Source organism: Paenibacillus sp. MSJ-34, assembly GCF_018918005.1.
Classification (GTDB): domain Bacteria; phylum Bacillota; class Bacilli; order Paenibacillales; family Paenibacillaceae; genus MSJ-34.
The window spans coordinates 84796-97354 of sequence record NZ_JAHLPR010000019.1 but is presented as its reverse complement, the minus strand read 5'-3'; the positions used below and the strand labels follow the sequence as shown (position 1 = coordinate 97354).

General features: G+C 52.2%; 12 protein-coding genes. 11 read left to right on the top strand and 1 reads right to left on the bottom strand.

What is annotated here, in order from left to right; genetic code table 11:
• Positions 1 to 202: 202 nt before the first annotated feature.
• From ilvE to yajC, 10 genes are all read left to right on the top strand, one after another.
• Positions 203 to 1081: a branched-chain-amino-acid transaminase gene (gene ilvE, locus KQI79_RS11565; RefSeq protein WP_216538386.1), complete on the top strand. Its 879-nt coding sequence runs from the start codon at positions 203 to 205 to the stop codon at positions 1079 to 1081.
• A gap of 188 nt (positions 1082 to 1269) precedes the next feature.
• Complete coding sequence (locus KQI79_RS28230) at positions 1270 to 2472, top strand: LysM peptidoglycan-binding domain-containing protein (RefSeq protein ID WP_216538385.1); 1203 nt, start codon at positions 1270 to 1272, stop codon at positions 2470 to 2472.
• A 121-nt stretch (positions 2473 to 2593) separates the two neighbouring features.
• Positions 2594 to 3220: a BofC C-terminal domain-containing protein gene (locus KQI79_RS11555; protein ID WP_367398168.1), complete on the top strand. Its 627-nt coding sequence runs from the start codon at positions 2594 to 2596 to the stop codon at positions 3218 to 3220.
• A gap of 156 nt (positions 3221 to 3376) precedes the next feature.
• Positions 3377 to 3877 (top strand): crossover junction endodeoxyribonuclease RuvC, encoded by a 501-nt coding sequence (gene ruvC / locus KQI79_RS11550; protein WP_216538384.1) that lies wholly within the window; start codon positions 3377 to 3379, stop codon positions 3875 to 3877.
• Entirely contained in the window at positions 3877 to 4512 is a 636-nt protein-coding gene (gene ruvA / locus KQI79_RS11545) for a Holliday junction branch migration protein RuvA (RefSeq protein WP_216538383.1), read from the top strand. Before ruvC ends, ruvA begins: the two co-directional genes overlap by 1 nt.
• Before the next feature lie 17 nt (positions 4513 to 4529).
• The gene (ruvB, locus tag KQI79_RS11540) at positions 4530 to 5537 is read left to right on the top strand and encodes a Holliday junction branch migration DNA helicase RuvB (protein WP_216538393.1); all 1008 of its coding nucleotides are present in this window, start codon (positions 4530 to 4532) and stop codon (positions 5535 to 5537) included.
• A gap of 91 nt (positions 5538 to 5628) precedes the next feature.
• Positions 5629 to 7764 (top strand): SpoIID/LytB domain-containing protein, encoded by a 2136-nt coding sequence (locus KQI79_RS11535; RefSeq protein ID WP_216538382.1) that lies wholly within the window; start codon positions 5629 to 5631, stop codon positions 7762 to 7764.
• Between the two features lie 160 nt (positions 7765 to 7924).
• Positions 7925 to 8953, top strand: coding sequence for a tRNA preQ1(34) S-adenosylmethionine ribosyltransferase-isomerase QueA (gene queA / locus KQI79_RS11530; RefSeq protein WP_216538381.1), 1029 nt, complete (start codon positions 7925 to 7927; stop codon positions 8951 to 8953).
• Positions 8954 to 8970: 17 nt separating this feature from the next.
• Positions 8971 to 10110, top strand: a complete 1140-nt coding sequence (gene tgt / locus KQI79_RS11525; protein WP_216538380.1) for a tRNA guanosine(34) transglycosylase Tgt — start codon at positions 8971 to 8973, stop codon at positions 10108 to 10110.
• An 83-nt stretch (positions 10111 to 10193) separates the two neighbouring features.
• The gene (gene yajC, locus KQI79_RS11520) at positions 10194 to 10508 is read left to right on the top strand and encodes a preprotein translocase subunit YajC (RefSeq protein WP_216538379.1); all 315 of its coding nucleotides are present in this window, start codon (positions 10194 to 10196) and stop codon (positions 10506 to 10508) included.
• A gap of 64 nt (positions 10509 to 10572) precedes the next feature.
• Here the strand turns inward: yajC and KQI79_RS11515 are convergent, their stop codons facing one another.
• Entirely contained in the window at positions 10573 to 10956 is a 384-nt protein-coding gene (locus tag KQI79_RS11515; protein WP_216538378.1) for a TIGR04086 family membrane protein, read from the bottom strand.
• A 245-nt stretch (positions 10957 to 11201) separates the two neighbouring features.
• Between KQI79_RS11515 and KQI79_RS11510 the strand changes: the two genes are divergently transcribed.
• Positions 11202 to 12518 carry an ArsB/NhaD family transporter gene (locus KQI79_RS11510; protein WP_216538377.1) on the top strand — a complete coding sequence of 439 codons (1317 nt, stop codon included), beginning with the start codon at positions 11202 to 11204 and terminating at the stop codon, positions 12516 to 12518.
• Positions 12519 to 12559: the final 41 nt, after the last annotated feature.

The following is a 12559-nucleotide window of genomic DNA, read 5'->3' as shown; positions in this document are numbered from 1 at the left end:
TTCATGAAAATCACCCAATTCATTAGAAATAAAAAAAGCCTTCTCGGCGATTATTGGGGTGATTTTGAAAAGTCAAGAGGAATGTTTGTTCGCACCCCATGTTTGGGGGTGAAACAATAGAAGACCCTAGCTAGGAAGCTAGAGTCTGCAACGGAATGTGAATTCCGAGAAGCTTATTAAATAATATGGAGGTGTCAATCATATGTCACAATGGATCTACTTAAACGGACAATTTGTAACAAAAGAAGAGGCCACAGTATCGGTGTACGACCACGGTTTTTTGTACGGCGACGGTATTTTCGAAGGGATTCGGATTTATAACGGCAATATTTTCAAATGCAAAGAACATTTAGACCGGTTATACGATTCCGCCAAATCGATTATGTTGGAAATTCCGTTAACGTATGAAGAGATGGAAGCAGCGCTTGTGGAAACGATACGCAAGAACGATATGCGCGACGGTTATATTCGTCTCGTCGTTTCGCGCGGAGCGGGCAATCTCGGACTCGATCCGCGCCGCTGCCCGAAAGCGACCGTTCTCATTATTGTGGAGCAGCTCGCCATTTACTCGGAGGAAGCGTACAAGAACGGCTTGAGAACGGTTTCCGTCTCACAGCGACGCAATATTCCCGACGCCTTGAACCCGAAGATCAAGTCGCTCAACTATTTGAACAATATCCTGGTGAAAATTCAGGCGAATTTGGCCGATGTCGGCGAAGCGATTATGCTGAACGCGCAAGGGTACGTCGCGGAAGGGTCGAGCGACAATATTTTCATCGTCAAAAAAGGGGCCGTATATACGCCGCCTTGCTATATCGGAGCGTTGGAAGGCATCACCCGGCTTGCGATAATTGAATTATGCGCCAAATTAGGCTACGCGTTGAAAGAAGAACCGTTCACGCTTCATGACGTATACGTCGCCGACGAAGTATTCTTTACCGGCACGGCCGCCGAAGTGATCGCGGTGCGCGAAGTGGACGGCCGGATCATCGGTGGAGGGCAAGCCGGACCGGTCACGCTGCATCTTCTAGAAGAGTTCCGCAAAATCGTAGATCAGGACGGCGTCAAAGTGTTCGAATAATATGATCCATAATGGATTCCTCTCAACCATTCGCAAGGTTGGGAGGAATTTTTTTGTACTCGGGGATGTCAAAAGCCCACCTCCTGCATAGTATGTATTAATTGGTTCCGGGCATTTATCATGCCTGCACAGAACATAAAGCACGTACCTTTATTTTTGCACAGAAAAAATGTAGGAGGTTCTGACGCGTGAAAATTCATATCGTCAAAAAGGGAGATACGCTCTACGAATTGTCAAAAAAGTATAACGTGTCTCTTGAAAAGATTATTGAAGCGAATCCGGATATTGCGAATCCGGATCAGTTGAACGTCGGAATGAAGGTCAAAATTCCGACGGTAGCGAAACCGGTCTTGCCTGATTACGAAACGATGCATAAACATACGGTGAGTCAAGGCGATACGTTGTGGAAGCTGTCCAAGGCATGGGGAGTTCCGCTTCAGGATATGATCAAGGCCAACCCGCAGCTTAAAAATCCGAACGCACTATTGGTAGGGGAAGTTGTAAACATACCTAAGGTAGGTCATGTCGTCATGCCGGACGACGATAAGTCGGGTTGGAAGAAGCCGACCGGACCGAAACCGGCGGAGCCTACGCAAGCGGTACCGGCGGTTCCGATGCAGCCCGCGGTTCCCGCAGCGCCGGTCATGCCGGAATCGACGTATTATGAACCGATGGAAATGGAGATGGAGATGTCGGAAGATTTATTTGCCCAGTTCCATGTGCCGGCCACGGAAGCATTTACACATGAGATGACGGAATATCCGGGATTGTATCAGTACCCGATGATGGAAGCCGCGCCTCCGGAAATTCCATACTCCGCATATGAATCTTGCTCTCCCGGCTATCAAATGCCGGCGTTCTACGAGCCGCAAACCTATCAGTTCGGAACGCCGTATGCGCCGCCCTGTCCGCCGGACGCAGGCAAGGAAGCGTATACGCATCAGTATTGGATGCCGACGCCAGACGGGCATCACCACCATCATCATGAAATGGCGGAGCCTTATGGCGCAGGGACGCTAGGGGGCGAACAAGAGGCTTACGTTCATTCTTATCCGTACGCAAGTCCCTATATGATGCCGTACGGCCATGAAATGCAGCCTTCGTTCGTGCCGCCGATGCCGCTTGGAGCTTACGGCATGGTTCCGTACGGCATGCCGCATAAGAAGCCTTGCGATTGCGGATGCCATACCCGCGAGACGGAGCAAGCCCCCGCGGAAGGGAGCGTCGAAGCGGCTGCCGTTCAGACGACGGAGAAGGCCAAATCGCCGGAGTCCCGTCAGCCGTCCAAAGCAAAAGCACGTACGTCATCCGCCAAACGGACGGGATCGCCAGGAGCGAGCCGCCAGAACAAATCGAAAAAAACGCGCAATTTGCCTTGGATCAACGGATAATGCAAGATTATTCCTTTCATGCCTCGAAGTGCGAAATTCGGGGCTTTTTCCTATGCCAATCCGTATAAATCCTGCTTCCGATGGGTAAACTAGGGTAAACTCAGGATAGAAGGGGATAGCGGTGTTCTTCAATATTCGAAAACGGATCAAAAAAAGACTGCGGCGTGTGAAACGTCCCGTATGGTCGCTCGGAATCCTGCTCATTGTCGTTCTATTCGTCGCGATTCGGCTCGTGACGGCGGACAGCAAGCCGACGGCCGGCGTGATTGAAGCGCTTAGCAAAGATCCGCAGGAGCGTGAGGTTTATTTGCGCAAAGAATACGTCTGCGGCCAAGAAACGACCTCGTTAGGCCTTATGCAAGCCGATGAAATTATCCGATTATTGCAGCAGCATCCGGAATGGAGCGGGCATACGGATATGGAAGGCGCCGTTTGGCTCGTGGAGCATATTGAAGATTTGTCGGACGACTGCAAGCAAAACGGTTATATCAGCTTGGACAAAGCCGGAAATTTGTCTTTGTTCGACGGCCCGCCGGATCGGGAGAAAGTGCTTCGTACTTTTTTTCAACTCGACATCGAGTCGATGGAAAGCTCGCTGCCCGACCATATTATTCAGGAATTGCGGGAAGGAATCCGCGTGAGCGATTTCGATGAATATAACAGCGTCATTTCGACATTTAGCGATTACGCGGTTGACGATACGGAACATGTGATGAAATATAAAAGCGAATCGGAGTCGATTCGTTAATCCGTAATGGATGCGGGAAGGGTGCGAGGGCCCTTCCTTTTTTGCGTGCCCGAAAACAGGCAAACAGGAAATGATGCGCTACTCGTTCTCTTCCTCCCGATCTTTTGTTATAATGTAGTGGATACATATGTTCGGCTTGGAGAGGGAGATGTTTTTTTGCGAATATTAGGAATCGATCCGGGGATCGCGATTGTCGGATTCGGATTTATCGATAAAGCGGGGAGCAAACTAACGCCCGTGCAATACGGTTCGATACAGACCGAAGCTCATACGCCGCTCGAAGAGAGGCTTTTGCAAGTATATGAGGCGACGCTGCAACTCATCGACAAATATAAACCGGATACCGTTGCGATGGAGAAATTGTTTTTCAATCGAAACGTCACGACCGCTTTCACGGTCGGACAGGCAAGGGGAGTTATGATTCTCGCCGCCGTGCAGCGTGGACTTTCCGTAGCGGAATATACGCCGCTACAGGTGAAGCAAGCCGTCGTCGGTTACGGAAAAGCGGAGAAGAGGCAAGTGCAGGAAATGGTCAAAATGTTTTTGCGGCTGCAGGCGGTGCCGAAGCCTGACGACGTGGCCGACGCTTTGGCGGTCGCCGTATGCCATGCCCATTCGTATACGCTACAACAAAAAGTAAACGAGGTATTGCGCTAATGATCGATTTTCTTAAAGGCCGCGTGGCCCATTTGGAGACGGATTACATCGTGCTCGACGTGCATGGCGTAGGATACCGGGTTTTCTGCCCGAATCCTTATCGTTTCGCCAAGTCGGACGACACGGTAACGGTTTATACGCATCATCATGTGCGGGAAGACGCCATTTTGCTGTTCGGATTCGAAACGAGGGAAGAACAGAAGCTTTTCCGCCGCCTGCTCGACGTTTCGGGCATCGGGCCGCGCGTTGCGCTCGGCATTTTGGCCGGAGGGCGTCCGGAAACGGTCGTCACGGCCGTTCAACAGGAAAATTTGACGTTTCTAACGAAATTGCCGGGTATCGGCAAGAAGACGGCCCAACGCATAATTTTGGATTTAAAAGATAAGTTGGACCATATCGGATTAGGTTCGGAACTTGGGGCTTTATCGGCCGGATATGTCGACGATCCGGCGTCCGCCGCGGCGCTTCGGGAAGGCGGGCCGATCTGGGGAGAAGTGAAGGAGGCGTTGAAGGCGCTCGGATATACGGATGCGGAATTGGATCGCGCATGGCATGAGATGAAGAACGACGTGCCGGGAGACGAAAGCGCCGATGCGCTGATGAAACGGGCGTTAAAGTTATTGTACAGAGGGTAGAGGTGCCAGAACGCATGATGGATGATCGAATTATATCGGCGAACTTGATGATGGAAGACCAGGCGGTGGAGTTCAGCCTTCGTCCCCGCTACTTATCGGAATATATCGGCCAGTCGCAGGCGAAGGAAAACTTGAAAATATATATCGAGGCAGCCAAAATGCGCAAAGAGGCGCTTGATCACGTACTGCTGTACGGTCCGCCCGGACTTGGCAAAACGACTCTCTCGAACATTATCGCCAACGAGCTCGGCGTCAATTTGCGCACGACTTCGGGCCCGGCGATCGAGCGCCCGGGCGACCTTGCGGCGCTTTTGACCAATTTGCAGGAGAACGACGTATTGTTCATCGACGAGATTCACCGTTTGCACCGTACGGTGGAGGAGGTGCTGTATCCGGCGATGGAAGACTTCGCGCTGGATATTATGATCGGCAAAGGGCCGAGCGCCCGTTCGGTGCGGCTTGACTTGCCGCCCTTCACGCTCATCGGCGCGACGACGAGAGCGGGCTTGCTCTCGGCGCCGCTGCGCGACCGCTTCGGCGTCGTCAGCCGGCTCGAGTTTTACACGGTCGACGAACTAAGCTATATCGTAACGCGCGCGTCAGAAATTTTAAACGTGCAAATGATTGGCGACGCCGCGGAAGAGATCGCTCTTCGGTCCCGGGGGACGCCGCGGATCGCCAACCGGCTGCTGAAACGGGTGCGCGATTACGCGCAGGTGCGCGGCGACGGCGTTATTACGCTGGACGTTGCACGGCAAGCGCTCAAGTTGATCCAAGTGGACAATATGGGCCTTGACCATATCGATCATAAGATGCTGCACGCAATGATCCGCAATTTCGGCGGCGGCCCGGTCGGACTGGATACGATTGCGGCGACGATCGGCGAAGAAAGTCAAACGATCGAAGACGTTTACGAACCGTACTTGCTGCAAATCGGCTTCTTGCAGCGCACGCCGCGCGGCAGAGTGGCGACGGTGCAGGCGTACCGGCATTTGGGAATCCCTGTTCCGGGCGACGAAACATAATGCCGAAGCAAGGCGTATACATATGTGCAAGAGTTCGTCCTTGTCGAAACAAAACACGGATCATGAGGAAATACTAGAGGAGGAATCGTAAATGCGCATATGGAAAAAGGAACGGTCCCGCCAATGGAGCAGAAGCGTCTTTTTGGCGGTTATATTGTCATTATCTCTCGGTACGGCTTCCTATCAGCCCGCTTATGCGGATGAGGCGGCCGCGTCGGCCAAACAAATTCGGGTGGCATTATTCGCCGATTTGGGGAATCAATATCGATCGATTGCGCCGACCGTGACGATGAACGCGAGCGGAGGGATGGCGATCGGCGAGCGCCTGGGCGGAGGAATCGTCCCCCTTGCGAATGCGGGAGCGGGGGAAACGGTGCGTTTCAGCATGGACTCCTTTATGGTGAAGGCGCTTGAAACGACGGACGCCCAAGCGGCGGCCGGCGCCGCGAGTCGGCTTCAGGCGGCCGACGGCGCGGGCAAAGTTTATGTAATGGCCGTTAGCCAGCAAAGCGGCACAGTTTACCAAGTATACATAGGCAATTATGCAAGCAAAGAGGAGGCGGTTCGAGTCCGGGACCGTCTCGCCGCGGATCCGGCCCTGTCCGCGATTGTGCCAAGCGGGAAACCGATTGTGACGGGCAACCTCCATTGGCTCGCAGGCTTGTATGAAACGGAAGAACAAGCGAACGCCGCCGTACGGACAATCGCAAATGCCGGTTTGGATGCGTTTACGGCCATCGCAGTGAATCAAGGGGGATCGGTGCAATATGCCGCGCTGCTCGGACAAGCCGCCGACTCGCATGAGCTCGACTCGGTCGGAAACGAAGCGACGAAACTCGTTCCGGGCTTGTCGCTTCTGCCGACCGATCCAGCTTCGCTATATTTAATCCGGCGGGACGATATGTCGCCCGGGGTATCCGGTTCGGGGCAAGCGTTCAGGCATTATTTCTTAGGGGGCGCTTCCGATCGCAAGTTGTGGATCGCACCAAGCGCGGCGGGATCCGGCATCCAAGTGACGGAACGGGCGGGTCGCATGTATCGGGGCGGATTCGAATTGAGCCTTGCGAACAATCGGCTCGCACTCGTGAACGAGCTTCCGCTTGAACAATATTTATATTCCGTCGTCGGCATGGAAGTTTCGCCTTCCTGGCCCGAGGAAGCGTTGAAGGCGCAGGCTGTCGCTGCGCGCACGTACGCTTTGTACCAAGGGACGAAATATCAAATCGCCGACGTGGTGGATACGACGTTAAGCCAAGCGTATTACGGCATGGATAAGGAACATCCGAACACGATCGCGGCAGTCGATGCGACCGCCGGCGAAGTTATAATGCTGAATGGGAAATTGATTGAGCCGCTATATTCGTCCAATAGCGGAGGGATGACGGCCGACCCCGGCGAACTATGGAACAGCAAATCGGATTATTTGGTTAGCGTACAAAGCCCGGACGAAACCGCCGAGCAAGGATTGCCTTACTGGTATCGCGTCGTGCTGCCGGACGGGAAAGTCGGCTATATTCGCGAAGATCTCGTACAGGATACGGGAGAGAAAACGAAAGCCGGATTGCCCGTATTTACGGTCAAGACGGACGGCGCCAACATTCGCCAGCTTCCGCTTATCCAAAGCGATGTCGAGCCGATCGCAAACGTGAATCAAGGCGTGAAAGCGATCGTATTGGAGAAGACGATTCAATCCAATACGATGAACTGGATACGCGGACCGTATACGTCGGATCAACTTTCCAAATCGATTCAAGGCCAGGCCAAGACGCCGATTCAAGGCCCGATCGTATCGTTGGAGGTTACCGAACGCGGGCCTTCGCAACGGGTGACCGAAGTTCGCGCGAACGGGCAAATCGTCGATGTCAAATATCCGGATAGTTTGCGGTCGGCGCTTGGCGGATTGCCGAGCACCCGGTTCGATATAGAACCGGCGGGAGCGTATTCCATTCTGGGAGCGAACGGTGCGTCCGGCAACGCAGCGCAGCAAAACGTGCATGCGCTGTCCGAATCCGGCAAGCAGCAAGTAAACGATTCGATTCTGGTTCAGAACGGTTCCGGCGACGTCTCCGTCATGACCAAAGCTCCTTCCTATCGCTTTGTAGGCCAGGGCAACGGGCACGGAGCGGGGATGTCGCAATGGGGATCCAAAGGCTTGGCCGATCAAGGCTACCGATACGAATCGATATTGCAGCATTACTATAAAGGAGTTCAAATCGCGAAACCGTAGTTTCCTCGCTCCTGATCCGTTCATGCTTTTGGCAAATTTGATATTAAAGAGTCTGGCAGTTATACTATATTAGATACCCATCGTTAAGAGAGCACGTATGGTTGACGATAAGGAATGCAATACTGGAATTAATAAGACATTAAGGGATGACTTGGGACTAATGAATGTTGACTTATACGATTTCGATTTGCCGGAACGGTTAATCGCCCAGACGCCGCTGTCGAACAGAACGGATTCAAGGCTTCTTGCTTTGGATAAACGGAGCGGCGCGATCGGACATCATCTTTTTCCGGACATCATCGATATGCTGCATGCCGGAGATACGCTCGTCTTAAACGATACGCGCGTCATCCCGGCCCGCATATTCGGCGTTAAAGAGGACACCGGCGCCAAGGCGGAAGTCCTGCTGTTGAAGCAAGTCGCCGACGACCGCTGGGAGTGTCTCGTCAAGCCCGGCAAAAAATTAAGATCAGGCTCGACGATTCGGTTCGGAGATTCGCTCTCGGCGGTTATCGAAACGGAAGGGGAAATGGGGGCGCGCGTGCTCCGGTTTTCGTACCAAGGCATTTTCAACGAAATATTGGATAAGCTCGGGCAAATGCCTTTGCCTCCTTATATTAAGGAGCGGTTGGAAGACCGGGAACGTTATCAGACGGTATACGCCAAGCACGAAGGCTCGGCGGCCGCGCCGACCGCCGGCTTGCATTTTACGAAGGAGATCCTGGAACGAATCGCCGCCAAACAAGTGACAATCGCCTATGTGACGCTTCACGTCGGGTTGGGGACGTTTCGGCCCGTTACCGCAGAGCGGGTGGAGGAGCATGTCATGCATGAGGAATATTATTCGCTCTCCGCAGAAACCGCCCGCCTATTGAATGAAGCGCGAGGTCGAGGAGGACGGGTGGTCGCCGTAGGGACGACCTCATGCCGAACGTTGGAAACGGTCGCTGCCCGATTTGCGGGGAAGCCGTTCGAGCCATGCAGCGGTTGGACGGACATTTTCATGTATCCCGGATACAAGTTTCGGTTGGTGGACGCATTGCTCACCAATTTCCATCTCCCCAAATCGACCTTGGTGATGTTGGTCAGCGCGTTGGCGGGCAGGGAGAACGTGTTAAAAGCGTACCGAGAGGCGATCGAACGGGAATACCGGTTCTTTAGTTTCGGAGACGCGATGTTTATATACTAAAGAGGAAGCGATAGCACATGACAGCAGCTGTAACCTACGAACATATCAAAACATGCAAGCAATCGGGAGCGCGGCTTGGACGGGTTCATACCCCGCACGGCACGATCGACACGCCGACGTTCATGCCCGTCGGAACGCAAGCGACGGTCAAAACGATGAGCCCTGAAGAATTGAAAGAGATGGACGCGCATATCATTTTGAGCAATACATACCATTTGTTTCTGCGTCCCGGGCATGAGATTGTAAGAGAGGCGGGCGGTTTGCACCGCTTTATGAATTGGGACCGTGCCATATTGACCGATAGCGGCGGGTTTCAAGTGTTCAGTTTGAGCGAGATGAGGAAAATTTCCGAAGAAGGCGTTCACTTCCGCTCCCATCTGAATGGGGATAAGCTGTTTATTTCGCCCGAAGTCGCGATGGAGATTCAAAATGCGCTCGGTTCCGATATTATGATGGCGTTTGACGAATGTGCGCCTTATCCGGCCGAACATTCCTATGTCAAGCAATCGATGGAGCGGACGACGCGCTGGGCGGAACGCTGTTTGAAGAGCCATGCCCGTCCGCAAGATCAAGCGTTGTTCGGCATCGTACAGGGCGGCATGTATGAAGATTTGCGCAAGCAAAGCGCCGCCGAGTTGACTTCGCTTAATTTCCCGGGGTATGCTATTGGTGGGTTAAGCGTCGGAGAACCGAAGCATCTGATGTATGAAATGTTGGAGTGCACGGTGCCGCTGTTGCCGTTCCATAAACCGCGCTATTTAATGGGCGTCGGTTCGCCCGATGCGCTGATCGAGGGATCGATTCGCGGAATCGACATGTTCGACTGCGTGCTGCCGACGCGCATCGCCCGCAACGGAACGACGATGACAAGCGAAGGACGGCTCGTAATCCGCAATGCGAAGTTCGCCCGCGATTTCGGACCGCTTGATCCGAATTGCGATTGCTATACATGCCGCAATTATTCCCGCGCTTATTTGCGCCACTTGCTTAAAGCCGAGGAAACGTTCGGCATCCGCCTGACGACGTATCATAACTTGCACTTCCTGCTGCAATTGATGCGCGATGTCAGACAAGCCATTCGGGAAGACAGACTGCTCGACTTTCGGGACGAGTTTTTCGACAAGTATGGCATGCATGGGAACGACAGCGGTTTTTGACCGCGTTGCAATGGATATCAGTTCAAAAAAATGAGACGTTTTGCGGAACGTTTCGTAAAGTAAATGAAGGGAGGGAAAAACAGATGACATTTTTAGCGGCAGAAGCGGCCCAAGGAGGCGCGGGCAACATTATTCAATTAATTTGGCCTTTCGTTCTCATGTTCGCGGTTTTCTATTTCTTATTGATCCGTCCGCAGCAGAAGAAGCAAAAAGCGCGCGGAGCAATGTTGAACGCTTTGAAAAAAGGCGATAAAATCGTGACAATCGGAGGGCTTCACGGCACAATTCACGAAATTACGGACGATGTGGTCGTATTGCTTGTCAACGATGCGACGAAGCTAACATTCGACCGCAGCGCCGTAAGCCAAGTATCGAGCACGACGGAAACGTCGAGTTAAGAAACAAATACATAAGGAAGAGGACCGGAAGAAGAACTTCGGGTCCTTTTTCACGTTAACGATTCTACTTTCTCGTGTTAACGCCGAGAATGCCTCCGATCGCGCTGACGCCGAACGCCGCGACGAAGAATACGAAAACAGTGAACGATAAGCCGGAATCGAATGCGAGAAAGCTGACCAACAATACGATCAAACAATATAGTATTCCAATTAAACCTCCGGCATACCACCCCCTTCTAATGGAGCGGCGCCCTGCCGTAAATCCGCCGACGAATAATGCGAATCCGTGAATAATATAAGTGTATGCGGATAAATTATTTTCTCTGATTCCGCCCAGCAGAAGCAGCGCGGATAAAGCGACGGCTCCAAGCGCCATCCAAATAAATGCGTTAAGCAAACCTGACAATACCGGGCTGGAAATACGCAATCGCTGATTGATCGGATTCATGGATTAACCCTCCTTAAAGTTTTGTGAGCGATGCCACGCGGATAAACTCCGAACAAAACTAGCATCGAAAGCATAAGCTTAAGTTTTGTGAGCGATGCCACGCGGATAAACTCCGGACAAAACTAGCGTTGAAAGCATGCGCCCTTATTCTGCGTTACCACCAGTTTATGGCCAAGCCGTTGAAAATAGTACATCGATTGGATATAATATTCTTCACTAATTTAGAAGGCTGGGAAGGATAACGAATGGAACAGATGCCCGAAACATCATGGCAGGTCATTGCCGCAGTCGTCGTGTTTTTGCTAAGTTACGCCATCATCATCTCAGAAAAAATAAACCGGGCTATTATTGCGCTGCTGGGCGCAATTGTGCTCATCGCGCTGGGAATCGTCGAATGGCATCATGCTTATACGGTACATATCGAATGGAATACGATTTTTTTGCTCATCGGCATGATGATATTGGTCGGCATTACGAATCGAAGCGGCATTTTTCAATATGTCGCAGTCAAAGCGGCCCAAATGGCGCAAGGAAATCCAGTCAAAATTTTGATTGCGCTCGCTTCGTTGACGGCGATTGGATCCGCCTTTCTCGATAATGTGACCACAGTTTTGCTAATGGTGCCGATCACGTTCTCGATCACCAAAATGTTGCGAATCAATCCGGTGCCTTATTTGATTTCCGAGATTATTGCCTCCAACGTCGGCGGAACGGCTACCTTGATCGGCGATCCGCCGAACATTATGATCGGCTCGTCGAACCCTCATTTGACGTTCAACTCGTTTTTGCAGTATTTAACGCCGATCATCGTGATTATTATGGCGGTCTTGATCTTGGCGCTCGTCGTCATATACCGCAAGCAACTGCGCGTACCGGAAGAACGGAAGAAAGAGTTGATGTCGCTGGAAGCCGCCAGCTATATTCGGGATAAGGCGCTGGTCATTAAATCCGTTGTTGCGCTTCTGCTCACCGTTGCCGGATTCGCATTGCATTCGGTCATTCATGTCGAAGCTGCGGTCATCGCCATAGCCGGCGCGGTTATTTTAATGCTTGTTACGGTTAAGAAAGAGAGTGAGCTGGAAGAAGCTTTCCGCGGCGTGGAATGGGTAACGATATTTTTCTTCATCGGCTTGTTTATTCTAGTAGGAGGCTTGAAGGAAGTCGGCGTTATTCAGGCGCTTGCATCTCTTACTTTACATGTAACTTCCGGCGATATGACGTTGACGTCGATGCTGATCCTATGGGTGTCCGGCATCGCATCGGCAACGATTGACAACATCCCGTTCGTAGCGACGATGATTCCGATGATTCAAGATTTAGGGGTCCAAATGGGAATTGCAGACCCAAGCGAATTGAATCCGCTATGGTGGTCGTTATCGCTGGGCGCTTGTCTCGGAGGAAACGGAACGATCCTCGGCGCTTCGGCGAATGTGATCGTTGCCGGCATGGCACAGCGGGAAGGCAAAGGTTTCAGCTATATGCAATATTTGAAAATAGGCGCGCCGCTAACGCTGCTGTCTTTAGCGTTGGCAACGGTTTACGTATATTTTGTCATTTTGTAACGGCCATTTACCATTAATTAAACACTTCCCAAATGCATGAG

Bases quoted from the DNA above. Each gene is read 5' to 3' on its own strand.
- ruvB (WP_216538393.1), top strand. From the start codon at position 4,530: ATGGATGATCGAATTATATCGGCGAACTTGATGATGGAAGACCAGGCG.
- yajC (WP_216538379.1), top strand. From the start codon at position 10,194: ATGACATTTTTAGCGGCAGAAGCGGCCCAAGGAGGCGCGGGCAACATT.
- KQI79_RS11515 (WP_216538378.1), bottom strand. From the start codon at position 10,956: ATGAATCCGATCAATCAGCGATTGCGTATTTCCAGCCCGGTATTGTCA.
- ilvE (WP_216538386.1), top strand. From the start codon at position 203: ATGTCACAATGGATCTACTTAAACGGACAATTTGTAACAAAAGAAGAG.
- ruvA (WP_216538383.1), top strand. From the start codon at position 3,877: ATGATCGATTTTCTTAAAGGCCGCGTGGCCCATTTGGAGACGGATTAC.
- queA (WP_216538381.1), top strand. From the start codon at position 7,925: ATGAATGTTGACTTATACGATTTCGATTTGCCGGAACGGTTAATCGCC.
- KQI79_RS11510 (WP_216538377.1), top strand. From the start codon at position 11,202: ATGGAACAGATGCCCGAAACATCATGGCAGGTCATTGCCGCAGTCGTC.
- KQI79_RS11535 (WP_216538382.1), top strand. From the start codon at position 5,629: ATGCGCATATGGAAAAAGGAACGGTCCCGCCAATGGAGCAGAAGCGTC.
- tgt (WP_216538380.1), top strand. From the start codon at position 8,971: ATGACAGCAGCTGTAACCTACGAACATATCAAAACATGCAAGCAATCG.